This window comes from Bacteroidota bacterium (assembly GCA_013360915.1).
In the GTDB taxonomy this organism is placed as follows: Bacteria; Bacteroidota; JABWAT01; order JABWAT01; family JABWAT01; genus JABWAT01.
Genome location: JABWAT010000006.1, coordinates 1 through 22,392 on the forward strand (window position 1 = coordinate 1; position 22,392 = coordinate 22,392).

The 22,392-nt window shown below is 46.9% G+C and carries 36 protein-coding genes; all 36 read left to right on the forward strand.

Annotated features, from left to right (window positions below):
• The coding region (locus HUU10_08640; GenBank protein ID NUQ81661.1) for an elongation factor Tu at window positions 1-99 on the forward strand (99 nt) is incomplete at its 5' end.
• A gap of 11 nt (window positions 100-110) precedes the next feature.
• A complete protein-coding gene (gene rpsJ / locus HUU10_08645) occupies window positions 111-419 on the forward strand; it encodes a 30S ribosomal protein S10 (protein ID NUQ81662.1) in 309 nt (102 codons plus the stop codon).
• Window positions 420-438: 19 nt separating this feature from the next.
• Window positions 439-1,062: a 50S ribosomal protein L3 gene (gene rplC, locus HUU10_08650; protein ID NUQ81663.1), complete on the forward strand. Its 624-nt coding sequence runs from the start codon at window positions 439-441 to the stop codon at window positions 1,060-1,062.
• Window positions 1,063-1,079: 17 nt separating this feature from the next.
• Window positions 1,080-1,706 (forward strand): 50S ribosomal protein L4, encoded by a 627-nt coding sequence (rplD, locus tag HUU10_08655; GenBank protein ID NUQ81664.1) that lies wholly within the window; start codon window positions 1,080-1,082, stop codon window positions 1,704-1,706.
• A gap of 1 nt (window position 1,707) precedes the next feature.
• Window positions 1,708-2,004, forward strand: coding sequence for a 50S ribosomal protein L23 (rplW, locus tag HUU10_08660; GenBank protein ID NUQ81665.1), 297 nt, complete (start codon window positions 1,708-1,710; stop codon window positions 2,002-2,004).
• A gap of 151 nt (window positions 2,005-2,155) precedes the next feature.
• Complete coding sequence (gene rplB, locus HUU10_08665) at window positions 2,156-2,980, forward strand: 50S ribosomal protein L2 (protein NUQ81666.1); 825 nt, start codon at window positions 2,156-2,158, stop codon at window positions 2,978-2,980.
• A 14-nt stretch (window positions 2,981-2,994) separates the two neighbouring features.
• Window positions 2,995-3,258, forward strand: a complete 264-nt coding sequence (gene rpsS / locus HUU10_08670) for a 30S ribosomal protein S19 (protein ID NUQ81667.1) — start codon at window positions 2,995-2,997, stop codon at window positions 3,256-3,258.
• Window positions 3,259-3,275: 17 nt separating this feature from the next.
• Entirely contained in the window at window positions 3,276-3,620 is a 345-nt protein-coding gene (rplV, locus tag HUU10_08675; GenBank protein NUQ81668.1) for a 50S ribosomal protein L22, read from the forward strand.
• A gap of 12 nt (window positions 3,621-3,632) precedes the next feature.
• A complete protein-coding gene (gene rpsC, locus HUU10_08680) occupies window positions 3,633-4,274 on the forward strand; it encodes a 30S ribosomal protein S3 (protein NUQ81669.1) in 642 nt (213 codons plus the stop codon).
• Window positions 4,275-4,294: 20 nt separating this feature from the next.
• A complete protein-coding gene (rplP, locus tag HUU10_08685) occupies window positions 4,295-4,729 on the forward strand; it encodes a 50S ribosomal protein L16 (protein NUQ81670.1) in 435 nt (144 codons plus the stop codon).
• Window positions 4,730-4,731: 2 nt separating this feature from the next.
• Window positions 4,732-4,923 (forward strand): 50S ribosomal protein L29, encoded by a 192-nt coding sequence (gene rpmC, locus HUU10_08690; protein NUQ81671.1) that lies wholly within the window; start codon window positions 4,732-4,734, stop codon window positions 4,921-4,923.
• Window positions 4,924-4,935: 12 nt separating this feature from the next.
• Complete coding sequence (gene rpsQ, locus HUU10_08695; protein NUQ81672.1) at window positions 4,936-5,193, forward strand: 30S ribosomal protein S17; 258 nt, start codon at window positions 4,936-4,938, stop codon at window positions 5,191-5,193.
• Window positions 5,194-5,211: 18 nt separating this feature from the next.
• On the forward strand, window positions 5,212-5,580 hold the full coding sequence (gene rplN / locus HUU10_08700) for a 50S ribosomal protein L14 (GenBank protein NUQ81673.1): 369 nt from the start codon (window positions 5,212-5,214) through the stop codon (window positions 5,578-5,580).
• Between the two features lie 14 nt (window positions 5,581-5,594).
• The gene (locus HUU10_08705; protein NUQ81674.1) at window positions 5,595-5,948 is read left to right on the forward strand and encodes a 50S ribosomal protein L24; all 354 of its coding nucleotides are present in this window, start codon (window positions 5,595-5,597) and stop codon (window positions 5,946-5,948) included.
• Window positions 5,948-6,514, forward strand: a complete 567-nt coding sequence (rplE, locus tag HUU10_08710) for a 50S ribosomal protein L5 (protein ID NUQ81675.1) — start codon at window positions 5,948-5,950, stop codon at window positions 6,512-6,514. Before HUU10_08705 ends, rplE begins: the two co-directional genes overlap by 1 nt.
• Before the next feature lie 20 nt (window positions 6,515-6,534).
• Window positions 6,535-6,720 carry a type Z 30S ribosomal protein S14 gene (locus HUU10_08715; protein NUQ81676.1) on the forward strand — a complete coding sequence of 62 codons (186 nt, stop codon included), beginning with the start codon at window positions 6,535-6,537 and terminating at the stop codon, window positions 6,718-6,720.
• A gap of 24 nt (window positions 6,721-6,744) precedes the next feature.
• Window positions 6,745-7,143 carry a 30S ribosomal protein S8 gene (gene rpsH, locus HUU10_08720; GenBank protein ID NUQ81677.1) on the forward strand — a complete coding sequence of 133 codons (399 nt, stop codon included), beginning with the start codon at window positions 6,745-6,747 and terminating at the stop codon, window positions 7,141-7,143.
• A 10-nt stretch (window positions 7,144-7,153) separates the two neighbouring features.
• On the forward strand, window positions 7,154-7,693 hold the full coding sequence (gene rplF, locus HUU10_08725; GenBank protein ID NUQ81678.1) for a 50S ribosomal protein L6: 540 nt from the start codon (window positions 7,154-7,156) through the stop codon (window positions 7,691-7,693).
• 50 nt (window positions 7,694-7,743) lie between these two features.
• Complete coding sequence (locus HUU10_08730) at window positions 7,744-8,109, forward strand: 50S ribosomal protein L18 (protein ID NUQ81679.1); 366 nt, start codon at window positions 7,744-7,746, stop codon at window positions 8,107-8,109.
• 21 nt (window positions 8,110-8,130) lie between these two features.
• Window positions 8,131-8,637, forward strand: a complete 507-nt coding sequence (gene rpsE / locus HUU10_08735) for a 30S ribosomal protein S5 (protein ID NUQ81680.1) — start codon at window positions 8,131-8,133, stop codon at window positions 8,635-8,637.
• A gap of 5 nt (window positions 8,638-8,642) precedes the next feature.
• Window positions 8,643-8,825: a 50S ribosomal protein L30 gene (gene rpmD / locus HUU10_08740; GenBank protein ID NUQ81681.1), complete on the forward strand. Its 183-nt coding sequence runs from the start codon at window positions 8,643-8,645 to the stop codon at window positions 8,823-8,825.
• Between the two features lie 21 nt (window positions 8,826-8,846).
• A complete protein-coding gene (gene rplO / locus HUU10_08745) occupies window positions 8,847-9,290 on the forward strand; it encodes a 50S ribosomal protein L15 (GenBank protein NUQ81682.1) in 444 nt (147 codons plus the stop codon).
• A complete protein-coding gene (gene secY / locus HUU10_08750; GenBank protein ID NUQ81683.1) occupies window positions 9,287-10,615 on the forward strand; it encodes a preprotein translocase subunit SecY in 1,329 nt (442 codons plus the stop codon). The genes rplO and secY overlap by 4 nt, the downstream gene beginning before the upstream one ends.
• Window positions 10,616-10,621: 6 nt before the next feature.
• Window positions 10,622-11,380: a type I methionyl aminopeptidase gene (map, locus tag HUU10_08755; protein ID NUQ81684.1), complete on the forward strand. Its 759-nt coding sequence runs from the start codon at window positions 10,622-10,624 to the stop codon at window positions 11,378-11,380.
• Between the two features lie 4 nt (window positions 11,381-11,384).
• Window positions 11,385-11,603, forward strand: coding sequence for a translation initiation factor IF-1 (gene infA, locus HUU10_08760; protein NUQ81685.1), 219 nt, complete (start codon window positions 11,385-11,387; stop codon window positions 11,601-11,603).
• 11 nt (window positions 11,604-11,614) lie between these two features.
• Window positions 11,615-11,728: a 50S ribosomal protein L36 gene (gene rpmJ / locus HUU10_08765; GenBank protein ID NUQ81686.1), complete on the forward strand. Its 114-nt coding sequence runs from the start codon at window positions 11,615-11,617 to the stop codon at window positions 11,726-11,728.
• Window positions 11,729-11,748: 20 nt separating this feature from the next.
• Entirely contained in the window at window positions 11,749-12,126 is a 378-nt protein-coding gene (rpsM, locus tag HUU10_08770) for a 30S ribosomal protein S13 (GenBank protein NUQ81687.1), read from the forward strand.
• 25 nt (window positions 12,127-12,151) lie between these two features.
• Window positions 12,152-12,538, forward strand: coding sequence for a 30S ribosomal protein S11 (gene rpsK / locus HUU10_08775; protein ID NUQ81688.1), 387 nt, complete (start codon window positions 12,152-12,154; stop codon window positions 12,536-12,538).
• A 65-nt stretch (window positions 12,539-12,603) separates the two neighbouring features.
• Window positions 12,604-13,233: a 30S ribosomal protein S4 gene (rpsD, locus tag HUU10_08780; protein NUQ81689.1), complete on the forward strand. Its 630-nt coding sequence runs from the start codon at window positions 12,604-12,606 to the stop codon at window positions 13,231-13,233.
• Window positions 13,234-13,260: 27 nt separating this feature from the next.
• Entirely contained in the window at window positions 13,261-14,265 is a 1,005-nt protein-coding gene (locus HUU10_08785) for a DNA-directed RNA polymerase subunit alpha (GenBank protein ID NUQ81690.1), read from the forward strand.
• Window positions 14,266-14,270: 5 nt separating this feature from the next.
• Complete coding sequence (gene rplQ, locus HUU10_08790; GenBank protein NUQ81691.1) at window positions 14,271-14,696, forward strand: 50S ribosomal protein L17; 426 nt, start codon at window positions 14,271-14,273, stop codon at window positions 14,694-14,696.
• A gap of 135 nt (window positions 14,697-14,831) precedes the next feature.
• Window positions 14,832-15,407, forward strand: coding sequence for a ribosome biogenesis GTP-binding protein YsxC (gene ysxC / locus HUU10_08795; GenBank protein NUQ81692.1), 576 nt, complete (start codon window positions 14,832-14,834; stop codon window positions 15,405-15,407).
• Window positions 15,408-15,409: 2 nt separating this feature from the next.
• A complete protein-coding gene (locus HUU10_08800; protein NUQ81693.1) occupies window positions 15,410-16,555 on the forward strand; it encodes an alanine--glyoxylate aminotransferase family protein in 1,146 nt (381 codons plus the stop codon).
• Between the two features lie 3 nt (window positions 16,556-16,558).
• Window positions 16,559-18,151 carry a phosphoglycerate dehydrogenase gene (locus HUU10_08805; GenBank protein NUQ81694.1) on the forward strand — a complete coding sequence of 531 codons (1,593 nt, stop codon included), beginning with the start codon at window positions 16,559-16,561 and terminating at the stop codon, window positions 18,149-18,151.
• Between the two features lie 449 nt (window positions 18,152-18,600).
• The gene (locus HUU10_08810; GenBank protein NUQ81695.1) at window positions 18,601-19,539 is read left to right on the forward strand and encodes a hypothetical protein; all 939 of its coding nucleotides are present in this window, start codon (window positions 18,601-18,603) and stop codon (window positions 19,537-19,539) included.
• A 28-nt stretch (window positions 19,540-19,567) separates the two neighbouring features.
• Complete coding sequence (locus HUU10_08815) at window positions 19,568-22,360, forward strand: TonB-dependent receptor (protein ID NUQ81696.1); 2,793 nt, start codon at window positions 19,568-19,570, stop codon at window positions 22,358-22,360.
• Window positions 22,361-22,392 lie beyond the last annotated feature (32 nt).

The following is a 22,392-nucleotide window of genomic DNA, read 5'->3' on the forward strand; positions in this document are numbered from 1 at the left end:
CTGATCACCACCGTGGCCATGGAAGAAGGTCTTCGCTTCGCTATCCGCGAAGGCGGACGTACCGTGGGTGCTGGTGTCGTTGGTAAGATTATTGAATAAGAGGCTGTAAGATGTCAACCCAGAAAATCCGTATTAAATTAAAATCTTACGATCACAATCTGATTGATAAGTCCGCAAAACGGATTATTCAAACAGCCAAGTCGACTGGTGCCGTCATTTCCGGGCCTGTTCCGCTGCCGACCAAACGGGCTCTCTATACCGTACTCCGGTCTCCGCACGTCGACAAAAAGTCCCGGGAGCAGTTCGAAACGCGTAGCCATAAGCGAATCATTGACATTCTGAACCCAACCAGCAAGACGATTGATCAGCTTTTGAAAATCGAGTTGCCCGCTGGTGTGGATGTTGAGATCAAATCTTAAAAGAAACAGGTAAGCCATCATGTTAGGTTTAATTGGTAAAAAGGTCGGGATGACCAGCATTTTCGATGACAAGGGTCGTCAGCAAAACTGCACCGTCCTCGAAGTGGGTCCATGTACGGTCGTTCAGGTGAAAACCGCCGAGAAGGATGGCTACAGTGCCATGCAACTTGGTTTCGGTAAGAGAAAAGAAAAGAACATGACCAAGCCGGTTCTCGGACATTTTAAAAAGGCCGGTGTTCCCTCCAATGCGGTTCTCGGTGAGTTCCGTGTGGATGATCCTTCACCGGTTGGTACCGTTCTGAATGTTGATATTTTTCAGACCGGTGAATTGGTCGATGTCATCGGAACATCCAAGGGTCGTGGTTTTCAGGGTGTGGTTAAACGGCATGGCTTTGGCGGTGTCGGTTCCCGTTCCCATGGTCAGCATGACCGCGAACGCGCACCTGGTTCCGTCGGATCCTCATCGTATCCCTCTCGCGTGTTCAAGGGTTTGAAAATGGCCGGTCAGACCGGTGATGCCCGGGTGACCAGCAAAAACCTGCAGGTCATTAAAGTGATGCCTGAATCAAACCTGATTCTGGTTCGTGGTGCTGTTCCCGGTGCAAACAACGGCATCGTACAGATTATTAAACAATCCAAATAACCTAATTGGTCCGATCAATGGAATTGACAGTTTTAAAAACAGACGGAAGCAAGACTGCTCGGACAGTAACCCTGCCCGATTCAATCTTCGGTATCGTTCCAAGTGAGCATGCTGTTTATATGGACGTACGCTCCATCAGAGACAACAGTCATCTTGGACTGCACAAAGTAAAAGCACGCAGCGAAGTACGTGGTGGCGGTAAGAAGCCATGGCGTCAAAAAGGACGGGGTGGTGCCCGTGCCGGTACCATCAGGTCCGGTGTGTGGGTAGGCGGAGGTTCCATTTTTGGACCCGTGCCTCATGATTATTACACGGGGATCAACAAAAAGGTGAAACGGCTGGCCCAGAAATCAGCCCTGACTGCCAAAGCAGCCGGAAATGCTGTGGTGGTGGTTGAGGATTTCACATTCGAGAAACCGAAAACCCGCAGCATGGTATCAGTGATGAACAAGCTGTCTGGCGGTGACAAGAAAGTGCTCTTGCTGACCGGCTCCACCGATAAAAATGTGTACCTCTCTGGACGGAACCTGCAGAAAGTCACAGTAAAGTCGGTTGAAGATTTTTCAACCTATGATATTGTGAATGCAGATGTGCTCGTTCTTCAGGAAAAGGCCTTAAGTGGATTGGAAAGGTTGGCAAAGTAACATGACCGCAGATGTATTGGTAAAACCGCTGCTGACTGAAAAGCTCACCGCCCTTCAGGAAAAGGAAAACAAGTATGCTTTCCAGGTGACCCGGTCGGCAAACAAAATTGAAATCAAAAAGGCTGTTGAAGCCCGCTATGGTGTGAATGTGATTGCTGTGAATACTTCTCTCAAAGAAGGAAAACGTAAAGTACAGTATACCAAAAGAGGCTTAATGGTTGGAAAACGTGATGATGTCAAAAAGGCAGTCGTTACGTTAAAGTCGGGCGAAGTGATCGATTTCCTTAAAAACGCTTGACAAAAAGTTAGGTCTAACATACCTTTGTAGCTCTTCAAAAAAAAGAGCTTGTTCGCTGAAAATTCAATCGCAGTTCCAGGACAAAGCAGCAACCCCTGCGCAACCTATCTGGACTGCACACAATAGCAGAAAGTATTTGCTGGAGTTCTGAATGGCTATTAAAAGTTTCAGGCCGGTGACTCCGTCGCTTCGTTTTAAAAACGTTGCTACGTTCGATGAAGTCACAACAGACAAGCCGGAAAAATCGTTGCTGGTTCCCAAAAAGAGAACTGGCGGACGGAATAATACCGGTCATACCACTTCCCGGTTCATGGGGGGCGGCCATAAACAACATTATCGTGTTATTGATTTTAAACGGAACAAGACCGGAATTGTTGCCACTGTTGCAACAATTGAGTATGACCCTAATCGGTCGGCCCGTATCGCGCTTCTGAATTATGCTGATGGCGAAAAGCGGTATATTCTTGCTCCGGATGGTCTTAAAGTCGGTGAAAAGCTGCTGAGCGGCGAATCGGCTGAAATCAAGAACGGAAACGCACTTCCTCTTAAAAACATCCCTCTCGGTACCATGGTTCACAACATCGAGTTGCGTCCTGGTAAAGGTGGCCAGATGGCACGCAGTGCCGGGACATCTGCCCAGCTGGCAGCTAAGGAAGGCGATTATGCCACCCTGAAGCTTCCTTCCGGTGAGATGCGGATGGTAAGAATCGAATGCATGGCTACCATCGGTGTGGTCAGTAATCCCGATCATTTCAACATTTCCCTTGGTAAGGCTGGTCGTTCCCGCTGGCTGGGTAAGCGTCCGCATGTTCGCGGTGTCGCCATGAACCCTGTTGATCACCCAATGGGTGGTGGTGAAGGAAAAACATCGGGTGGTGGACATCCTGTTTCTCCATGGGGACAAAAGGCGAAGGGCCTCAAGACCCGCAAGCGGAAAAATCAATCCAATCAGTACATTGTCAGAAGACGTAAATAAGGCGGGTTGAGTCTATGTCACGTTCAATTAAAAAAGGCCCGTTCATCGAGGCTAAATTGATGAAAAAGGTCGCCGACATGAATGCTTCCGGCCAGAAAAAGGTGATCAAAACCTGGAGCCGTGCAAGTGTGATTGCTCCCGATTTTGTCGGTCATACCTTCGCAGTCCATAATGGAAATAAATTTATTCCGGTATATGTTTCTGAAAACATGGTTGGGCATAAGCTGGGCGAATTTGCCCCCACCCGTACCTTCAGAAGCCATGCTGGTAATCGCTAATCCGGGATCAGCAGACTATGGAAGCTAAAGCAATAACCAGAAATATCGGCAGTTCGCCACGTAAAATGCGGTTGGTGATTGATCAGATCCGTGGAAAACGGGTCGATGAAGCACTGAACCTGCTTCACTTTAATCCAAAGCATGGTGCTACTGTTGTTGAAAAAACCCTTCGCTCGGCCATTTCAAATTTTGTGAATAAGGCAGAGGGAGGACGTGTGGAAACCGAGGGCCTGATTGTTACCACCGCTGTTGTGGATGCAGGCTCCATGGTAAAACGTGTTCAGCCGGCCCCTCAGGGTCGCGCCTATCGTAAGCGGAAACGCTCAAACCATGTCACTATCATTGTCTCTGATTTAAAATAAGGAAAACCGGCTTTGGGTCAGAAAACGAATACCGTCGGAATCAGATTGGGAATCACCAGCAACTGGGAATCCCAATGGTATGATGAAAAAGAATTTGCTGATAAGCTTCAGGAAGATGAGCGGATCCGGAAATATGTGAGAACCCGCCTTAAAAAAGCAGGGATCGCCCGTATCCAGATCGAGCGGACAGCGAAACGGATTGCGCTCACAATCAATACATCCAAGCCGGGTGTCGTGATTGGCAAGCAGGGTGCTGAAGTTGATAAGCTGAAAGAAGAAGTTAAAAAACTGACTGGCAAGGAAGTTAATATTTCCATCAACGAGATTAAGCGCCCCGAACTGGATGCCACTCTGGTTGCTGACAACATTGCTGCTCAGCTCGAAAACCGCGTTGCTTTCCGTCGCGCCATGAAGATGTCGATCAGCTCGACCATGCGAATGGGAGCTGAAGGAATCCGGATTATCTGCTCCGGGCGGTTAGGTGGTGCTGAAATGGCCCGTACCGAACAGTACAAAGAAGGTCGCATTCCGCTTCACACACTCCGGGCTGATATTGATTATGCACGCTCGACTGCCTTCACCATTTACGGAGCGATCGGAGTGAAGGTGTGGATTTGTAAGGGCGAAGTCATTGGATCGCGGCAGGACCGCTGATAGTATAGAGGATTACTCCCATGTTATTACCAAAACGGGTTAAATACAGAAAAACAATGCGGGGAAAACTCAAAGGAGTTGAAACCCGCGGAACAGAAATTGCCTTTGGTTCCTTTGGTGTGAAGGCCGTGGAAACCGGTTGGATCACAGCTCGTCAGATTGAAGCTGCACGGGTTGCCATGACGCGTAAGATGAAGCGGGATGGAAAAGTCTGGATAAAAATCTTCCCCGAAAAACCCGTCACCAAAAAACCAGCCGAAGTACGGATGGGTTCCGGTAAAGGTGCACCAGAATTCTGGGTTGCCACCATCCGTCCTGGTCGTATTCTGTTCGAAATCGATGGCGTCAGCGAAGAGCTGGCCCGGGAAGCCCTTGCTCTTGCAATGGCCAAGTTGCCCCTCAAGACCAAGTTTGTTGTCCGTCCAGACTACGTTGAAGCAGTGGAGACTAAGTAATAATGAAACTTCACGAATTAAAAAAACTGACCGATACCGATCTGAAAGCCCAGCTCTCGGATGCTGAGGGACAATTGCGGGAATTGAAATTCCATAAAACCATTACCCCTCTCGAGAATCCTCTTCGAATGAGGAATCTCCGTCGGGAAATTGCACGCATCAAAACGCTGCTGAATGAACGTCAAGCCAGGTAACGGAACACTATTATGATCGAAAGAAATAACCGTAAAGAGCGGACAGGTAAAGTCATCAGCAATAAAATGCAAAAATCGGTGACAGTTGCTATCGAACGCAGGGTAAAACACCCGATCTATGGCAAATATTATTACAAGACCACCAAGTTGATGGCCCATGATGAGAACAATGAGGCTACCATTGGTGATGTGGTTCGGATTGTAGAAACACGCCCGCTGAGCAAGAATAAGCGGTGGCGGTTGGTCGAAATAATTGAAAAAGCAAAATAACTACGTTTTGAGGGTGTCATGATCCAGGAAGAAACCAATCTGGCCGTGGCGGATAACAGCGGCGCCAAGAAAGTCCAGTGCATTCGTGTATTGGGTGGAAGTGACCGTCGTTATGCGGCTGTCGGTGATCTGATTGTTGTTTCCGTCAAATCGGCTATCCCCGGTGGTACGGTAAAAAAGGGCGATGTAAGTAAAGCTGTAATCGTTCGCACAAAAAAGGAGTTCCGGCGTAAGGATGGATCTTACATCCGGTTCGACGAGAACGCTGCAGTTTTGATCAATAATCAAAACGAACCCCGCGGAACCCGGATTTTTGGTCCGGTGGCCCGTGAACTCCGAGAGAAGCAATTCATGAAAATTGTTTCGCTTGCTCCGGAAGTAATCTGAAGGAAAAGCAGAGTATGATTGCAAAGCTCCATGTAAAAAAGAACGATATCGTTAAAATTCTATCCGGGGATAATAAAGACCGGAGAGATAAAAAATCGATCGGAAAAGTTTTGAAGGTGTTTCCCGAAAAATCCACTGCGATTGTGGAGGGAATTAACCTGCAGACACGGCATACCAAACCAAATGCAACTTACCCTCAGGGTGGGCGGATTACCAAAGAAGCCCCGGTTCATGTTTCAAAACTGATGGTGGTTTGTCCGAAATGCGGTGCTTCAACCCGTATCGGTCATAAAATGGTTAAAGAAGAGAATACCGGAAAACTGAAAAGCCACAGGGCTTGCAAAAAATGCGGGGAAGTGATCGACTGATGAGTACCCAGAGTAAACCACGTCTCGAAGAGACTTACAAGAAAAAGATTGTACCTGAACTGGTTAAGAAAAACGGGTACAAGAATGTAATGGAAGTACCGAAAATTGAAAAAATTTCGGTCAACATGGGACTAGGTGCTGCCACACAGGATGCGAAAATCATGGAAGGGGCACTGAAGGAACTTGGCATCATCACTGGTCAGAAACCAGTGTCAACTAAGGCCAAGAAATCCATCTCGAATTTTAAACTGCGTGAAAACATGCCGGTAGGTGCAAGAGTCACCCTCCGCGGCAGAATCATGTATGAGTTTCTTGATCGTCTCATCAATCTCGCCATGCCCCGGATCCGCGACTTCCGTGGTGTTTCTGACAAAAGCTTCGATGGTTTCGGTAACTACACTTTCGGAGTAAAAGAGCAAATCATTTTCCCGGAAATCAACGTGGATCAGATTGATCGGGTAACAGGTATGGATATCACCATCGTTACCACCGCTAAGACAGATGCTGAAGCCTATGATCTGTTAAAGGCATTCGGATTTCCGTTCAGAAAACGCTCAGAAAACTAAGGTTCTGGAAGAGGTATCAAGTGGCAAAACGTTCGATGATTGTAAAAGCGGCCCGGAAGCAAAAATTCTCGACCCGGGAATACAACCGTTGCAGAAACTGTGGTCGTCCCAGGGCTTTCCTAAGAGATTTCGGTATCTGCCGTATCTGTTTCCGGAATATGGCACTGGATGGAAAAATTCCTGGTGTAAAAAAGGCCAGCTGGTAAGCGCGAAAGTAGAGGACACAAATCATGTCAATGTCTGATCCGATTTCAGATTTTCTTACACGAATCCGGAATGCCCAAAAGGCTCGTCACCGGTCGGTAGATATTCCAGCTTCAAAAATGAAGCAGGAAATCTCCCGGATCCTTTATGAAAAAGGATACATTTCGAAGTATATCACCATTCAGGATGGTAACCGGAAAACCCTCCGTCTTTTCCTCAAGTATGAAGGACGGAAAGCAGGTATCATTACCGGAATTAACCGGGTCAGCCGTCCTGGAATCCGTCGGTACACAGGAGTCGATTCGCTTCCTCGTGTCATGAACGGTCTTGGTATCGCCATATTAACCACATCGAAGGGAATTCTGACCGACAAGGAAGCAAAATTGCAGAATGTCGGCGGCGAAGTTCTCTGTTATGTCTGGTAGGAGTTGATTCATGTCTCGTATAGGTAAAAAACCAGTTTCCCTTCCAAAGGGTGTGACGGTAACCACCAAGGACCATGTTCTTGAAGTCAAGGGCAGCAAAGGAACCCTGACCATCCCTGTCGACCCTCAGATCGGAATTTCCATTGAAGGCAGTGAGGTCGTTTTTTCCCGCTCCACCGAGGAAAAGTCCATTAAAGCCAAACATGGTCTTTATCGCGCCCTGCTGCAAAATGCAGTGGTGGGTGTAACGGACGGATATTCGCGGAAACTGGACATCGTTGGTGTCGGTTACCGTGCCGAATTAAAAGGAAAGTACCTTTTTCTTGCAGTCGGCTACTCACATCCTGTTTACATCAAATCTCCGGACCTGGTAAAGGTTGAGTGCCCAACTCCTACGCAGATTATCGTGTCGGGTATCGACAAACAATTGGTAGGACAGGTTGCTGCAAAAATCCGTCAGATCCGTCAGCCCGAGCCGTATAAGGGTAAGGGAATCAAGTATGAAAATGAAGTAATCCGCCGCAAGGCCGGTAAAACAGCTTCAAGGTAATAAATTCTGAATGACAAGTACCATTCAGGCAAGGTAAGGAAGCTCAGTTCATGTCTAAGTTAACCAGAAGAGAACGTCGTGAACGCGTTAAAATAACCGTTCGCAAGAAAATTCGCGGAACATCCGAAAGACCCCGGTTGTGCGTATTCCGGAGCAATTCGAACATGTATGTTCAGATTATTGATGATCAATCCGGAAAGACATTGGTTTCAGCATCAAGTCTGACCAAGGATATGGTTCCTCAGGTCGCCGGTAAAAAGCCAATTGAAGTCAGTAAACTGGTTGGTCTGGCCATTGCCAAAAAGGCATTGGAAGCCAACGTCAAATCAGTTGTTTTTGACCGTAACGGATTTCTCTATCATGGGCGCATCAAGGCTGTTGCCGATGGTGCCCGTGAAGGCGGACTTCAATTCTAATCACGTTTTTCAGGGAGAGTGATTTTGAAAAAGATTAAAGCAAACGAGTTAAATCTGAAAGATAAACTCGTTTACATTAACCGGGTAGCCAAGGTTGTCAAAGGTGGACGTCGGTTCAGTTTTACAGCCATCATTGTGGTCGGTGATGGAAACGGACACGTTGGCATTGGCCTCGGAAAGGCGAATGAAGTTACCGATGCAGTCGCTAAGGGTACCGAGGACGCAAAGAAAAACCTGGTGTATGTTTCCCTCTACAAGGGAACCATTCCTCATGAAGTGTTTGCAAAATTCGGAGCTGCAAAAGTACTGCTTAAACCGGCCACTCCCGGTACAGGACTTATTGCAGGTGGTGCGGTCCGCGCCGTGCTTGAAAGCGTAGGGGTTCAGGATATTCTGACCAAATGCCTCGGCTCTTCCAACCCGCACAATGTCACTAAAGCTACTCTGACTGGTCTGATGTCACTTTCCGATCCTTCTGTTTTTGCTCGGAAACGTGGTAAAACACTTAAAGAAGTTTTCGAAGGTTGATGCTCATGGCAAAAATTAAAATCACTCAGACAAAATCTGCCATTGATAAGCCAGTGGATCAAAAACGAACGATTGAGGCACTTGGCCTTGGCAGAACCAATTACTTTGTCGTGGTGGAAGACAATCCCGCCGTTCGCGGTATGATCAGAAAAGTCAGCCATCTGCTTAAAGTCGAAAACGCAGACTAACCTTATTAAACGGATTTACTCATGAAACTGCACTCGCTAAAATATGCTGAAGGATCCCGTAAGAAACGGAAACGGGTTGGACGCGGACAAGGGTCCGGACATGGCGAAACGGCATCTAAGGGTGTAAAAGGTGCCCGGTCCAGAAGCGGTGATATTCAACGCGCCTGGTTCGAGGGTGGGCAGATGCCTATTCAGCGCCGTTTACCGAAATTCGGATTTACCAATCGTGATCGGGTTGAATATCAGCCGGTTAACCTGAAGAAACTGGCTCAGCATGCTGAAACGGTTAAGGAATTTACTCCTGAAGTACTCTATCAGATGGGAATCATCAGTAAAAAATCCTCACTGGTTAAAGTACTTGGTTTTGGAGAAGTGACCGTTGCCATTTCGGTAACAGCACACGCTTTCAGCGAGACAGCCAAATCTAAAATTGAATCAGCTGGCGGTAAGGTTACCGTATTATGAGTAAGTTCACCGACGGTTTTGTAAACTCGTTTAAAATACCGGAACTCCGCACGCGCATTCTCTATACGCTTGCCATGGTTCTGGTTTTCCGGATCGGGTCGCACATTACACTTCCGGGAATCGATGCTTCTGCCATCGCCAGTCAGACCAGTCGGGCAGCTTCTGACCTGTTTGGTCTGTTTGATATGTTTGTGGGAGGCGCCTTCTCCCGGGCTTCAGTGCTCGCACTGGGAATCATGCCCTACATTTCCGCATCCATCATTCTGCAACTCATGGGAGCTGTCGTTCCCACCATTCAGAAGATGCAGAAAGAGGGAGAGGAAGGCCGTAAAAAAATCAATCAGTGGACACGTTATCTGACTGTACTGATTGCCGCGCTCCAGGCTTGGGGTATGTCAGTTAATCTTGCCTCCCGTCAGGGAATCGGCGGAGAATCGATTGTGGTTGATCCGGGTGCGTTGTTTACTCTTTCCACCATCGTTATGCTGACAGCCGGAACCATTTTTGCAATGTGGATCGGTGAACGAATCACAGACCGCGGTATTGGTAATGGTATCTCACTGCTGATTTTTGTCGGGATCGTGGTCCGGCTTCCGGTTGACCTCTTTAATGAGTTCTCCATAATTCAGAGCGGCGGCCAAAACCTGCTGATCGAAATTATCGTTCTCGTTCTTCTGGTGTTTATCACTGCTGGTACAATTGCCGTTACTCAGGGTACCAGGAAAATTCCGGTTCAATACGCGAAACGGGTGGTCGGTCAGAGAACCGTTGGCGGGGTTACTCAGTATATCCCGCTGAAAATCAATACCGCCGGGGTGATGCCAATTATTTTTGCGCAGTCCATCATGTTCATTCCCGCGACCATTCTGTCACTCTTCCCGGCTAACGAGTCGCTGCAGTCCTGGCAAATTTATTTTTCATACGGAAGCGTGACCTATGAAGTCATGTTTGCTCTGCTGATTATCTTTTTCACCTTTTTCTATACTGCCATTGCCTTCAATCCGAAGGATGTTGCCGACAATATGAAAAAGCAGGGTGGCTTTATTCCGGGAATTCGCCCGGGAGAACATACCAGCGAATATATCGACCATATTCTGACAAGAATCACCATTCCAGGGTCGGTGATGCTGGCAATCATTGCAGTTCTACCTTCCATTGTGCTTCAGTTTGGAATTACGCCGGGCTTTGCACAATTCTTCGGAGGAACCAGTCTTTTAATCATGGTTGGAGTGGCACTGGATACACTCAAACAAATGGAAAGCCATCTGCTGATGCGTCATTATGATGGGTTTATGAAATCCGGTCGCATAAAAGGACGCAGATAAGTTGACATGATCAATATTTACAACGCCGCAGATATTTCCCTTATCAGGGAATCCTGCCGGTTGGTTGCAAAAACACTGATCATGTTGGAATCGTATGTAAAACCGGGTGTTAACACCCTGTTCCTTGATAAGATTGCTGAAGATTTTATCCGGTCTCATGGGGCCATACCAGCTTTTAAGGGGTATGGCGGATCTAGAAATCCATATCCGGCCACGCTCTGTGTTTCGATCAATGAAGAGGTGGTACACGGCATTCCCGGAGACAGGGTATTAAAAGACGGAGACATTGTCGGTATCGACTGCGGAAATGTGTTAAACGGGTTTTATGGTGATCACGCCAAAACCTTTGCAGTCGGAGAGGTCAGTCCGGAAAACCAGGAACTAATCCTCCATACCAAGGCCTCACTTGACCTTGGTTTATCGAAAGCGGTCGCTGGTAATCGTGTGAATGACATTGGCCATGCAGTTCAGACCTATATCGAAGACAAGGGATATTCAGTTGTCAGAGACCTTGTCGGGCATGGTGTAGGAAAACAGCTTCATGAGGAACCGGCCGTACCCAATTTTGGTAAGGCCGGCACAGGACCTCTGCTTAAAGCAGGAATGGTTCTTGCAATCGAGCCAATGATCAACCGTGGAGGATGGCGGGTCAAAGTTCAGCGAGACGGCTGGACGATTGTCACTGCCGACAAATCAATGTCTGCCCATTTTGAACATACGGTTCTTGTGGGTGAACAATCAGCAGAAATTTTAACGATGATATAAGCAAATGGCAAAAGAAGGTCACATCAAGGTTGACGGCACGATTCAGGAAGCGTTACCCAATGCCAACTTTCGGGTGAAATTGGATAATGGTCATGAGATTCTTGCACATGTATCCGGAAAAATGCGGATGCATTTTATAAAAATTCTTGCAGGCGATAAAGTGTCTGTTGAACTGTCTCCTTATGACCTTACCAAAGGCCGAATTGTTTACCGATATAAATAACAGGAACTGACATGAAAATCCGTGCTTCGGTTAAAAAAAGATGCGATAAGTGTAAAGTGATCCGCCGTCATGGGGTCATTCTCGTTATCTGCGAAAACTCCAAACATAAACAGCGTCAGGGATAATTAAACACAGGAGTAGTGCTTTGGCTCGTATTGCAGGAGTTGATCTCCCGAAAAACAAACGCGTAATCATCGGTCTGACCTACATTTTTGGTATTGGTAAAGCCCGTTCAACTGAAATTCTGGCAAAGGCTGGTATCAACGAGAACAAACGGGTCTCCGAACTGAACGACGATGATGTTAATAAGATTAAAGAAATCATCAACAGTGATTACAAGGTTGAAGGGCCCCTCCGCAGTGAAGTGCAGCTCAGCATCAAACGGTTGATGGATATTGGCTCTTACCGTGGCCTGCGTCATCGCCGTGGCCTGCCGGTTCGCGGGCAAAGAACCCGTACCAATTCCCGTACCCGTAAGGGCAAACGGAAGACGGTTGCCAATAAGAAAAAAGCTACGAAATAACGGTTGAGTTACCTGGAGAAAACCATTGGCTAAGCAAGTTAAAAAAGTCAAGAAAAAACAAAATGTTGAGGCAAACGGCCAGGCTCATATTCAGGCCACCTTCAACAATGTCATCGTTACCCTGACAGACAGTTACGGTAATACCATTTCCTGGTCATCCGCGGGTAAGAACGGATTTCGTGGTTCACGGAAGAACACCCCGTTTGCAGCCCAGGTTTCAGCTGAAAATGCAGCGAAAGAAGCATTTTCACTGGGTCTCAGAAAAGTAGAGGTTCTGATCAACGGTCCAGGTTCCGGACGTGAAGCAGCTGTACGCAGCCTGCAGACAGCCGGTCTGGAAGTGACCATGATTAAGGACATCACCCCGATTCCTCACAACGGCTGCCGGCCACCGAAGAAACGTCGGGTATAAATCACCTATTCGTAAACCTGTCTGTAGCCATGACAGGGATGAAGAATTAATTAACGGAGAAAAGAATGGCAAGATATACCGATGCGGTATGTAAACTTTGCAGACGCGAAAAGCAAAAACTCTTTCTGAAGGGTGCGCGTTGTTTTACTGCTAAATGTGCAATTGAAAAACGGAACTATGCTCCCGGACAACATGGCCAGAGTCGCCGTGGAAAAACTTCGGAGTATTCGCGTCAGCTTCGCGAAAAACAAAAGCTTAAAAGAATTTATGGTTTGCTCGAAACCCAGTTCAGAAACTACTATGAAAAGGCAAACCGTCAAAAGGGTATTACCGGTGAAAATCTGATTATCAATCTTGAGTGCCGCCTGGACAGCGTGATTTATCGTTTAGGTCTGGCCTCTTCCCGGTCAGCTGCCCGCCAGATTGTTCGTCACAGACATATTGAAGTCAATGACCACCTGGTGGATATTCCAAGTTTCCAACTTAAGGCCGGTGATACAATCCGCGTTAAGGAACAATCAAAGAAGATGACTCAGATTCACGAATCTATGTCAAAAACCCGTGACAGCCAATTACCAGCCTGGCTCGAATTGGATAAGGCTTCACTGTCAGGGAAGGTTCTCAGTCTGCCAACACGCTCTGAGGTTCCTGTTGAAGTCAACGAGCAAATGGTCGTTGAATTGTACTCGAAATAATCTTAACGGCTGTCTGGAGAACTTAGTATGAGTCAAAATTATTTACAGATGCCTGAAGGCGTTCAGATTGAGGAATCCACCAGAAGTCAAAGCTTCTCACGGGTGGTGGTTGCTCCGCTTGAGCGTGGATATGGCGTTACCCTGGGTAACAGTCTCAGAAGAATTCTGGTTTCATCCCTGCAGGGTGTTGCCATTACGGGTGTCCGGTTCGAAGGGACCCCACATGAATTCACAACCATTCCTGGTGTGACCGAAGACGTGACTGATATTGTTCTGAACCTGAAACAGGTACGGTTCAGAAGCGAACATCAGAAATTCAACAAAATATTGCTGAAAGTGAAGGGGCCGTCCGTTGTTAAAGCCGGCGACATTCAGAAAGCAAGCGAAGAAATCGAAGTTCTGAATCCTGAATTTGTTCTTTTTCACCTGAACACTGAAAAGACCATTGATATCGAGATCCGGTTGTCACGCGGTAAGGGTTATGTGCCGGCTGATGATAACAAGCCAGCTGATCCTGTCATCGGACTGATTTCGGTTGATGCTCTTTTTTCTCCTGTTAAAACGGTTACTTACACGGTTGAAAATACCCGTGTCGGTCAAAGGACCGATTACGAGAAACTGATCCTTGATGTGGAAACCGATGGCTCCATCCGTCCGGAAGATGCCATTGCACAGGCGGCCAAGATCATGAAAGATCACCTCCAGCTTTTCCACGGATTTGAATCGGCTACCGAAGAGACCACGAAAGAGAAAAAGGTGTATGATGAAGAATTTCTCAATATCCGCCGGATTCTGAAAACATCTGTGGATGATCTTGAACTTTCTGTTCGTTCCCATAATTGCCTGAAGGCGGCCAATGTAAAGATACTGGCCGATCTGGTTCGCAAGGACGAGAGCGAAATGTTGAAATTCCGCAACTTCGGAAGAAAATCATTGGCAGAACTGACCGAACTGGTTCACAGCAAGGGTCTTTCATTCGGTATGGATGTTGACCGTTACCTAGAAGAAGATGAAGAAAACAAGGCAGGTTAATTAACATGAGACATCGTGTAGCAGGTAAAAATCTAGGCCGGTCGGCCAGTCACCGCCGATCCACAATCGGAAGCCTTTGTACGGCATTGTTTCTTCATAAACGAGTGACCACCACGGTGACCAAAGCCAAGGAATCACGTCGTGCCGCAGAAAAATTGATCACCACTGCTCGTGGAAATGATCATAATGCCTATCGGGAAGTCTTTAAATCTATCCGTCATAAGGATGCTATTAAAGCTCTCTTTACCGAGGTGGTTCCTAAAATCGGTCAACGTCCGGGTGGTTACACCCGTGTAGTTAAACTCGGACAGCGCAGAGGAGATGGGGCAGAAATGGCCGTTCTTGAGCTGGTTGATTTTAATATGACCGAATCGGCCTCCCCCAAGCCAAAGAAAACAGAAAAAGCGGTACCTGCAGTCGCTGGTGCCTGATAAGAAAACCCCGGATCTCCGGGGTTTTTTTTTACCCTCCGATGAGTAAAACGGATGGTCTGTTCTTTTTTTTACCCCGAATAAATCCGTATTTTCAAGGTACTGATGACAGGTTTTACCTTAAAGTTGGAATTTATGACGGTAGATCCGTCCTCCCTGAGTCTCGCATCCTGGCCACATGTTGCGTTTATCGGTCGGTCGAATGTTGGGAAATCTTCCCTGATCAACCTGCTTACCACCCGTCAGACCATCGCACGTACTTCTGCCTCTCCAGGTAAAACACAGACCCTGAATTTTTATTCATCCGGCGAAGACTTTTACATTGTGGATATGCCAGGGTATGGATTTGCAAAGGTTTCCAGATCCAGCAGGGAAAAATGGCGTACCATGACTCTGTCCTACCTGAATCAATTCGCTGATCGCCTGCATTTGTTTCTTCTGGTCGATGGCCGGCACCCATTGCAACCAACCGACGAAGAATTCTGGAATCAGGTAACGGGCGTTCCGGCAGCAAAAAGTGTTATCCTTACCAAAACCGATGCTTCCCGTCAGAGTGATATAGCCAAATGCAAGCAATCTGTCCGGGACTGGATGAAGGATAAGCATGTTGAATGGCCGGTTTTTCAGACCAGTTCCGAAAAGGGAACAGGCAGAAAAGAGTTGATTACTCATATTATAACCATTGTACAGAATACCAGAGAAAGGATTTAATAATGAGACCGCGTTTATTTACTCCCGGACCTACTCCAGTTCCAGAATCCATTCAACTGGCCATGGCGCAGCCGATGATTCACCACAGGAACGAGGATTTTCAGGCCTATCTGACGGTTTGCCACGATAAATTAAAACTGCTTTTTCAAACCAGTTCTCCGGTTGTAATCCTGAGCGGGAGCGGAACCAGCGGAATGGAATCACTGGTCAGTTCAGTAATGCCCGATGGTGAAGAGGCTGTCTTTGTAAATGGCGGAAAGTTTGGTGAAAGATGGGGAGAGTTACTCGCGCACTATCAGGTTCCCCATGTGGAAATTACTAAAACCTGGGGTGTGCCGGTAACCGCCGATGAAATCATTGCCGTGATTAAAACAAATCCAAAAATCACGACCGTATTTCTTACTCATTCGGAAACCTCAACCGGAACCTTTACCGATATTAAGTCGGTGACAGCAGGGGTTAAATCGGCCTTTCCTCACATTAAAGTGATTGTCGATGGGATCACTTCTGTCGGATCTCATGAGTTGCGGATGGATGAATGGGGTATCGATGCAGTGGTGACAGGATCTCAGAAGGGGCTAATGATTCCTCCTGGCCTGGCCCTTGTAGCTGTTCAGCAGTCCATGATTGAAAAAATCAAAACGCTGAAATCAAAGTCGTTTTATCTGAGCCTGCAGGATGCCTTGAAGAGTCAGGAAGCCAACGATACCCCATGGACCCCGGCCGTCAGTCTGATCATCGGTTTGAAATACGCACTCGAACTGATCGAAAAGGAAGGGATGGAAGCGGTTTGGAAAAGACACTCCCGTTTAGGTGAAAGCGTCAGAAGGGGTGTAACCGCACTTGGTCTTCGGCTTTTCTCCACCTCCCCTTCAAATGCGGTGACCCCGGTTTATCTGCCTGAAGGTGTTGACTGGAAGTCATTTAATGGAAATCTGAAAAAGAAAGATGGGATTACCATCGCTGGTGGTCAGGGACCCTATACTGGTAAGATTTTCAGGATTTCTCATCTTGGCTATTACGATGATTTTGATATGATTACCGTGATGGCAGGAATCGAAAGATCCCTGAAAAGTTGCAAGTACCCGTTTACAACAGGTGCTGGTGTTGCTGCCACCCATCAATATTTAATGGAAACCTTGGGGTAAAATATGAAAGTATTAATAGCGGATTCGGTTGATCCGCGGGTCAAAGACCTCTTTATAAACGCCGGCTTCGACTGTGATTACAAAGCCGGTATTTCTGCAACTGAATTAAAGACCATCATTGGTGATTACCATGGGTTGGTTGTCAGAAGTGCCACAAAAGTGACAGCAGATGTACTTGAGCCAGCCAAAAACCTGAAAATCATTGGCCGTGCGGGCGCAGGGGTTGATAATATTGATGTACCTGCCTCCACACGCAAGGGAATTCTGGTAATGAACACTCCGGGAGGAAATACCATTTCTACCGCGGAACATACCTGTGCATTGATATTAAGTGTAGCCAGGTGGACACCCTCCAGTTTTGCTGATATCAAAAGTAAAAAGTGGGAAAGAAAGAAGTGGGTGGGTACCGAGCTGGATGGAAAGACACTGGGTGTGATCGGGCTTGGGAAAATTGGAAAGGAAGTGGCCAGGCGGATGCAGGCTTTTGGGATGAAGACCATCGGCTACGACCCGTTCCTGAGTAAAGAATCTGCAGTGGATCTTAATATCGAGTTAATGACAGTGGAGGCGATTTATCGTCAGGCCGATTTCATTACCTTCCATACCCCCCTCAGCGCAGAAACCCGTTATTTATTCAATGAGTCCTCTCTTGCCCTCATTAAAAAGGGTGTAAAGGTGGTCAATTGTGCCCGGGGTGGAATTGTTGAAGAATCGGCAATTCTAAAGGGACTCGAAAATGGAATAATCGGGGGCTATGCTGCTGATGTTCTGGAGAACGAGCCTCCTTCGTTTAACGAACCTATACTGGCCCATGACCGTGTCATTGTCACACCTCATCTGGGGGCATCCACAGAAGAAGCACAGGAAAAGGTGGCTATTCAGATTGCCGAACAAATGATCGATGCGTTTAATGAAAAGGATATCAAGGGCGCTGTCAACTCGACGGCCCTGCAATATGCCTTTGATCCGGATAGCCGGCCATACATTCTTCTGGCTGAGAGGCTTGGCCTGTTTCTCAGTCAGCTGGATTCAATTCCCCTGCGTTCGGTTGAATTCACAACCGCAGGAAAAACGGTTGGAAAGTATGCTGATATCCTTCTGAATGCCGCCCTTAAGGGATTTTTCCATCAAAAGACATCGGAACCAGTTAACTACATCAATGCACGCTTTTTTGCAGACGAGCAGGGTGTACAGATTACCGAAAGAAAATTACAGACCGATGAAGGAGGGTATCAGAACACAATTACCCTGGTGGTGAATTACCAGAACGGACACCAGCGGTCTGTGGTGGGAACCGTTTTCAATGACAGGGAAGGCCGGTTGATTCGTCTGGATACTTATGATATGGAAATCAAATTCGATGGAGATTTCCTTCTTTACGAAAACGAGGATCGCCCGGGAATGCTGGCCCAGGTAGGTGGTATTCTGGCCGAAAATCAGGTCAATATTGGTTCCCTGGTTCTTGGGCGGAAAAAAGAGACCAAAAGGGCTCTGACGGTGCTTACCGTCGATTCTCCCCTCAGTCAGGACATTCTTAGCAGGATCATTCAGGTTAACGGGGTAATTTCTGCTACCTATATCCGGTTAAATGACTAAATCAGGCCGGGATCAGAGTATGATGATTCCGTGTTTCATTTCTTAAAATTTCCTTCAATTCAACCCGCAAGCCAGCCCTCTGCCGGATTGCGGGTTGCCTGGCTGCATTGTGGCCGCCAGAAAGTGAAAGCGGTTCCCTTCCGTAAAACTGTCAACCCTACGATGGATTTGTCATAATAAATTAAACTCTGTACTCATATTGCCAGAGAGAGAGATTCCGTAATTTGGTTTAAAAATAAATGGTATTTGATCGGTTTTCGTAATATTTTAAGGCAAAATAATTTATACGCCTTGTTGTTAAAGCTTTGTAATAATTGAGTCAAAACAATTATTTTTACCGGTCCTACTTGATAAAAATGAGTTTTCGCCATAATTTGACTGTCATTAACATTTGATTAAAAATCAGTGTTGATTGAGGTTTAACTGCTACACTTAGGAGGAACATGTTCATGAAAAAGCTATTGCCTGTTCTTGCGCTTGCAGGAATAATGGCGGTAGGTTGTGAGGAATACAGTGCACCTGAGATATCAAACTCAGGTCCCACACTCACACTGACGACCGTCAATAATGGTGATGATTTTGCCGATACCATTCAGGTCTCTGGCGTAACCACCGACGATAAGTATATCAACAGGCTTGGGGTTTATCTGTACAACAAGGACGAGGAAAACAGTCTTGAGTACGGTTATTCATTTACCACCAGAGATACTCTCAATGGGGTTCCCCGGTCCCCACGGAGCGGTCTGGCCAAACCGGTATATAATTACGATCTGATTTTCAGGGTCGGAACTGCAAAAATTGTCAACGGCAACTACGACCTCGTTGTAATTTCCTCAGATGTTCATGGTTTGAAGGCTGAACAAAAGAGGACAGTAACGGTTTCAGGTAATGCATCCAATACAACCACTGCAGCCTACCCGAAAGTAGGAATCTGGTCCTCTGGTTTTAAGAATGGGACTCATTACCTGGCCATCCGCAATCTGAAAGTCTACGGATCCTCTGATCTTCGCAAGGCGGAACGGGCTTCTGCAGTTCATCTGGTGTTTGCAAAAACAGGAACCGATGTTCAGATGCTTTCACCTGAGGTTGCCCGCTCCAGTTCTGTTGCTGGTGATAGTATAACCTCTGCCCTGACTGCATCGATCGGTGTGGTGAGTGATACCACTGCAGCTGAGTATGAAAAACTGACGACAAGTACCTCCCTTCGTTCACTGTTTACGTCCGCAAGTTCAACCACTTCTTCTGTGACCCTGAATACGTCAACCACCGGAGAGTCGTTTATCGTTAAGACCTCGGATAATCTGTACGTCTTTGTGAAGATCCGCGGGTGGTCTGCTGATAAAAAGCAGGCGCATGTTGAACTGAAGTACAAACGCTTTTATCCCTGATTTGAAAAAATAGGTGGAGGACTACACAATGTTAAAAAGACTTATGCTGATGGTTGTGAGTGCGGCCATGTTGCTGCCAGCAACCTCATACGCGGATGTCACCGGAAAAGTTTCTGGTACGGTGACTGATAAAAAGACAGGAGAACCACTTGAGTTGGCCAACGTTGTATTGGTTTCGACTCAGTTTGGTGCATCCACAAACCGTCAGGGACGATTCAATATCCTGAATGTGCCTGTTGGTGTATATGACATCAAATTTGCCTATCTGGGTTACAAGCCGGTTGTAGTCAAGGGTGTTCGGGTTGTTCCTGATAACACCGTTACGGTTGACATGCAGCTTCAGGAACTTGATCTCGAAGTCGACGAAATCGTGGTTCAGGCAACCAGACCTTTGTTTGAAAAAGGTGCCACCAACTCTGTTCGGGTGATTGAAAAGGAGCAAATTGCCAATCTTCCCACACGGGGGGTTCAAAACATTGCTTCTTTAACAGCAGGTGTTGTTAAAACCGATAACTCTGGGGGGGAAACCCGAAACGCCACACTGAACATCCGTGGTGGTCGTGGAAATGAAACAGCCTACATTATCGATGGTGTCATGGTAAATGATAATGCAGGTGGTGGTGCCTCCGGACAATTGGCTCAGAGTGCAATCGATCAGATTTCACTACAGGTTGGTGGATTCGAAGCCAAGTACGGTAAAGCCATGTCTGGTATTGTAAACACTGTTACAAAAACCGGAACAGACCGGTACAATTTTGGCGGTGAAGTGATTACCTCTGAATTCACTGATAACTTTGGCTATAATCTCTATGCTGTGAATGCAAGCGGTCCGATTCCATTGATCCCGAATCTGTCGTTTTTCACTTCCTATGAAAGAACCTGGCTGAAGGACACCAACCCCCGGTATTCCACGGATGAGGCCCGCAAGGATATGGAAGGCGGGGTACATAAATATTCAGGAAAGCTGAATTGGAATTTGAGCAACACGTGGCGTTTTACAACCTCCATGCACGGTTCGTACCGTCAGGACCGCAACTATGTTCATCTTTATTCAAAGAATAATTCCTCACACAATCCCAGAGTGGTTGAGAACCAGTGGCTGGCCAATCAACGGATTTCCTACACTCTGAATGAGTACACCTTTATGAATCTGGATTTCCACTACCGTTTTCAGGAAGCTGCCCGCGGAGATGGAGTCTGGTTTGATAAACTGGATGCCTACGGTGACACCACCATGGCCCTTCTCAATCCTCGTCTGACCACTGGTGTCCATCCGGCACAAGGTGGAAATTATGGACTGGATGAAAACCTGGTGTTCAATGAGCGTGGTCGGATTAATAACGGGTATGTACTCAGTTCTGATGACTACATGGGAACTGCCTTTTCTATTACTTCCCAGCTAAGCAATCACCTTGTGGAAGCTGGTTTTGACTGGCAGATGCATACCTTCAGAACCTTTGGTGTTGGTCCTGCCGGACTGGCCATTGAAAAGGATACCAAATCCCCTGAATTACGTTTTTACGAACAGTTTGGACGTGCCGTGGGTTATGACATCGCGGGTTCACGTTCCGATAAGGGTGATGGTGTTACCACTTTCAACCCCTTATATCCGATTATGGCCTCGGCCTATATTCAGGATAAGATTGAGTTGAAGGATCTTATTTTTAATGCCGGACTACGGATGGATTACTTTAATCCGAACGGAAAGCAGGTTAAAAATGTCAATCTGCCTTTAGGAGCGGATAATAAGCTCGATGCAGGAGATCTTGAAGATCAGGAAGTTTTCATCTTTTTCTCGCCGCGTTTGGGTATCGCCTTCCCTGTGACCGAGTCTATGAAATTCCACGCACAATATGGTCGGTTCATTGCTTCACCTCCATTCTTCGATGTGTATGCATTTGAATCCCGTTTGCGCTTATTGGAAAACGATGCGGCACTTGAAGCAAACAATGGAAATGTCAAGCCTGAGAATACCATTCAGTACGAAGCTGGTATCAACTATGCTTTCGGGACACTTGCTTCAATTGATATGACGGTCTTCTATAAGGAAGTTCGTGATCTGGTGAATGAGACCATTTTCAATTCTCCAAAGGGTCAATACTATTCGACATCAAACATTGACTTTGCAACTGTTCGTGGGATATCACTTGCTACCAATACCCGTCGGATCGCTGACTACTTCCAGTTATCAGCAAACTACCTGTATCAGATTGCAGAAGGAACTGGTTCCACATCGAATTCGAACTTCGTTGCGGCGTTCCGCTCCAATATCATTCCAAGGCAGGTAAACCTTCTTGATTTCGATCAGCGTCATACTTTTACGGCTTCGGTAGATGCCCGTACCAAGAACAACGATGGTCCTGAAGTTGCTGGTATGTATCCTCTCTCCAGACTGGGAGCCAATCTGGTGATCACCTTCAGTTCCGGACGTCCTTACACCCCCATTGTGCCTTATGATGTCTACAATGGCGGAGGAGCACCTATTACCCGGACACTTGGAACGGTTAACTCAGCAGTGGGTCCGTCTACCTTCAGGGTCGATGCAAAATTCGATAAAACAATCGGTCTTGATATTGGTACCAACAAGTTAAATCTGAACTTCTATGTTTGGGTAATCAACCTGTTGGACAATGCAAATGCGGTTACCATTTACCGTGCAACGGGATCGGCTGAGGACACAGGATTCCTCCAGACACCAGAAGGTCGACTTGCTGTTGCAAACAATCCGAATTACGAAACCGATTACCGGCGTTGGGAGCGGGATCCTGAAAATTATGGAGCAGCCCGTCAGATCCGCCTCGGTATGCGCTTCGATCTTTAATCCAAATTTGAAGAAACAGGAGTTTTTAGATG

What these genes read in the sequence shown, in the direction of transcription:
- rplD (NUQ81664.1), top strand. Translation starts at nt 1,080, where the DNA reads ATGGAATTGACAGTTTTAAAAACAGACGGAAGCAAGACTGCTCGGACA.
- HUU10_08785 (NUQ81690.1), top strand. Translation starts at nt 13,261, where the DNA reads ATGAGTCAAAATTATTTACAGATGCCTGAAGGCGTTCAGATTGAGGAA.
- ysxC (NUQ81692.1), top strand. Translation starts at nt 14,832, where the DNA reads ATGACGGTAGATCCGTCCTCCCTGAGTCTCGCATCCTGGCCACATGTT.
- rplN (NUQ81673.1), top strand. Translation starts at nt 5,212, where the DNA reads ATGATCCAGGAAGAAACCAATCTGGCCGTGGCGGATAACAGCGGCGCC.
- rpmD (NUQ81681.1), top strand. Translation starts at nt 8,643, where the DNA reads ATGGCAAAAATTAAAATCACTCAGACAAAATCTGCCATTGATAAGCCA.
- rplO (NUQ81682.1), top strand. Translation starts at nt 8,847, where the DNA reads ATGAAACTGCACTCGCTAAAATATGCTGAAGGATCCCGTAAGAAACGG.
- rpsJ (NUQ81662.1), top strand. Translation starts at nt 111, where the DNA reads ATGTCAACCCAGAAAATCCGTATTAAATTAAAATCTTACGATCACAAT.
- secY (NUQ81683.1), top strand. Translation starts at nt 9,287, where the DNA reads ATGAGTAAGTTCACCGACGGTTTTGTAAACTCGTTTAAAATACCGGAA.
- rpmC (NUQ81671.1), top strand. Translation starts at nt 4,732, where the DNA reads ATGAAACTTCACGAATTAAAAAAACTGACCGATACCGATCTGAAAGCC.
- rplV (NUQ81668.1), top strand. Translation starts at nt 3,276, where the DNA reads ATGGAAGCTAAAGCAATAACCAGAAATATCGGCAGTTCGCCACGTAAA.
- rpsD (NUQ81689.1), top strand. Translation starts at nt 12,604, where the DNA reads ATGGCAAGATATACCGATGCGGTATGTAAACTTTGCAGACGCGAAAAG.
- HUU10_08800 (NUQ81693.1), top strand. Translation starts at nt 15,410, where the DNA reads ATGAGACCGCGTTTATTTACTCCCGGACCTACTCCAGTTCCAGAATCC.
- rpsQ (NUQ81672.1), top strand. Translation starts at nt 4,936, where the DNA reads ATGATCGAAAGAAATAACCGTAAAGAGCGGACAGGTAAAGTCATCAGC.
- rplB (NUQ81666.1), top strand. Translation starts at nt 2,156, where the DNA reads ATGGCTATTAAAAGTTTCAGGCCGGTGACTCCGTCGCTTCGTTTTAAA.
- infA (NUQ81685.1), top strand. Translation starts at nt 11,385, where the DNA reads ATGGCAAAAGAAGGTCACATCAAGGTTGACGGCACGATTCAGGAAGCG.
- rplE (NUQ81675.1), top strand. Translation starts at nt 5,948, where the DNA reads ATGAGTACCCAGAGTAAACCACGTCTCGAAGAGACTTACAAGAAAAAG.
- rplP (NUQ81670.1), top strand. Translation starts at nt 4,295, where the DNA reads ATGTTATTACCAAAACGGGTTAAATACAGAAAAACAATGCGGGGAAAA.
- HUU10_08730 (NUQ81679.1), top strand. Translation starts at nt 7,744, where the DNA reads ATGTCTAAGTTAACCAGAAGAGAACGTCGTGAACGCGTTAAAATAACC.
- HUU10_08705 (NUQ81674.1), top strand. Translation starts at nt 5,595, where the DNA reads ATGATTGCAAAGCTCCATGTAAAAAAGAACGATATCGTTAAAATTCTA.
- rplC (NUQ81663.1), top strand. Translation starts at nt 439, where the DNA reads ATGTTAGGTTTAATTGGTAAAAAGGTCGGGATGACCAGCATTTTCGAT.
- rpmJ (NUQ81686.1), top strand. Translation starts at nt 11,615, where the DNA reads ATGAAAATCCGTGCTTCGGTTAAAAAAAGATGCGATAAGTGTAAAGTG.
- HUU10_08805 (NUQ81694.1), top strand. Translation starts at nt 16,559, where the DNA reads ATGAAAGTATTAATAGCGGATTCGGTTGATCCGCGGGTCAAAGACCTC.
- map (NUQ81684.1), top strand. Translation starts at nt 10,622, where the DNA reads ATGATCAATATTTACAACGCCGCAGATATTTCCCTTATCAGGGAATCC.
- rpsH (NUQ81677.1), top strand. Translation starts at nt 6,745, where the DNA reads ATGTCAATGTCTGATCCGATTTCAGATTTTCTTACACGAATCCGGAAT.
- HUU10_08815 (NUQ81696.1), top strand. Translation starts at nt 19,568, where the DNA reads ATGTTAAAAAGACTTATGCTGATGGTTGTGAGTGCGGCCATGTTGCTG.
- rplW (NUQ81665.1), top strand. Translation starts at nt 1,708, where the DNA reads ATGACCGCAGATGTATTGGTAAAACCGCTGCTGACTGAAAAGCTCACC.
- rplQ (NUQ81691.1), top strand. Translation starts at nt 14,271, where the DNA reads ATGAGACATCGTGTAGCAGGTAAAAATCTAGGCCGGTCGGCCAGTCAC.
- rplF (NUQ81678.1), top strand. Translation starts at nt 7,154, where the DNA reads ATGTCTCGTATAGGTAAAAAACCAGTTTCCCTTCCAAAGGGTGTGACG.
- HUU10_08810 (NUQ81695.1), top strand. Translation starts at nt 18,601, where the DNA reads ATGAAAAAGCTATTGCCTGTTCTTGCGCTTGCAGGAATAATGGCGGTA.
- rpsS (NUQ81667.1), top strand. Translation starts at nt 2,995, where the DNA reads ATGTCACGTTCAATTAAAAAAGGCCCGTTCATCGAGGCTAAATTGATG.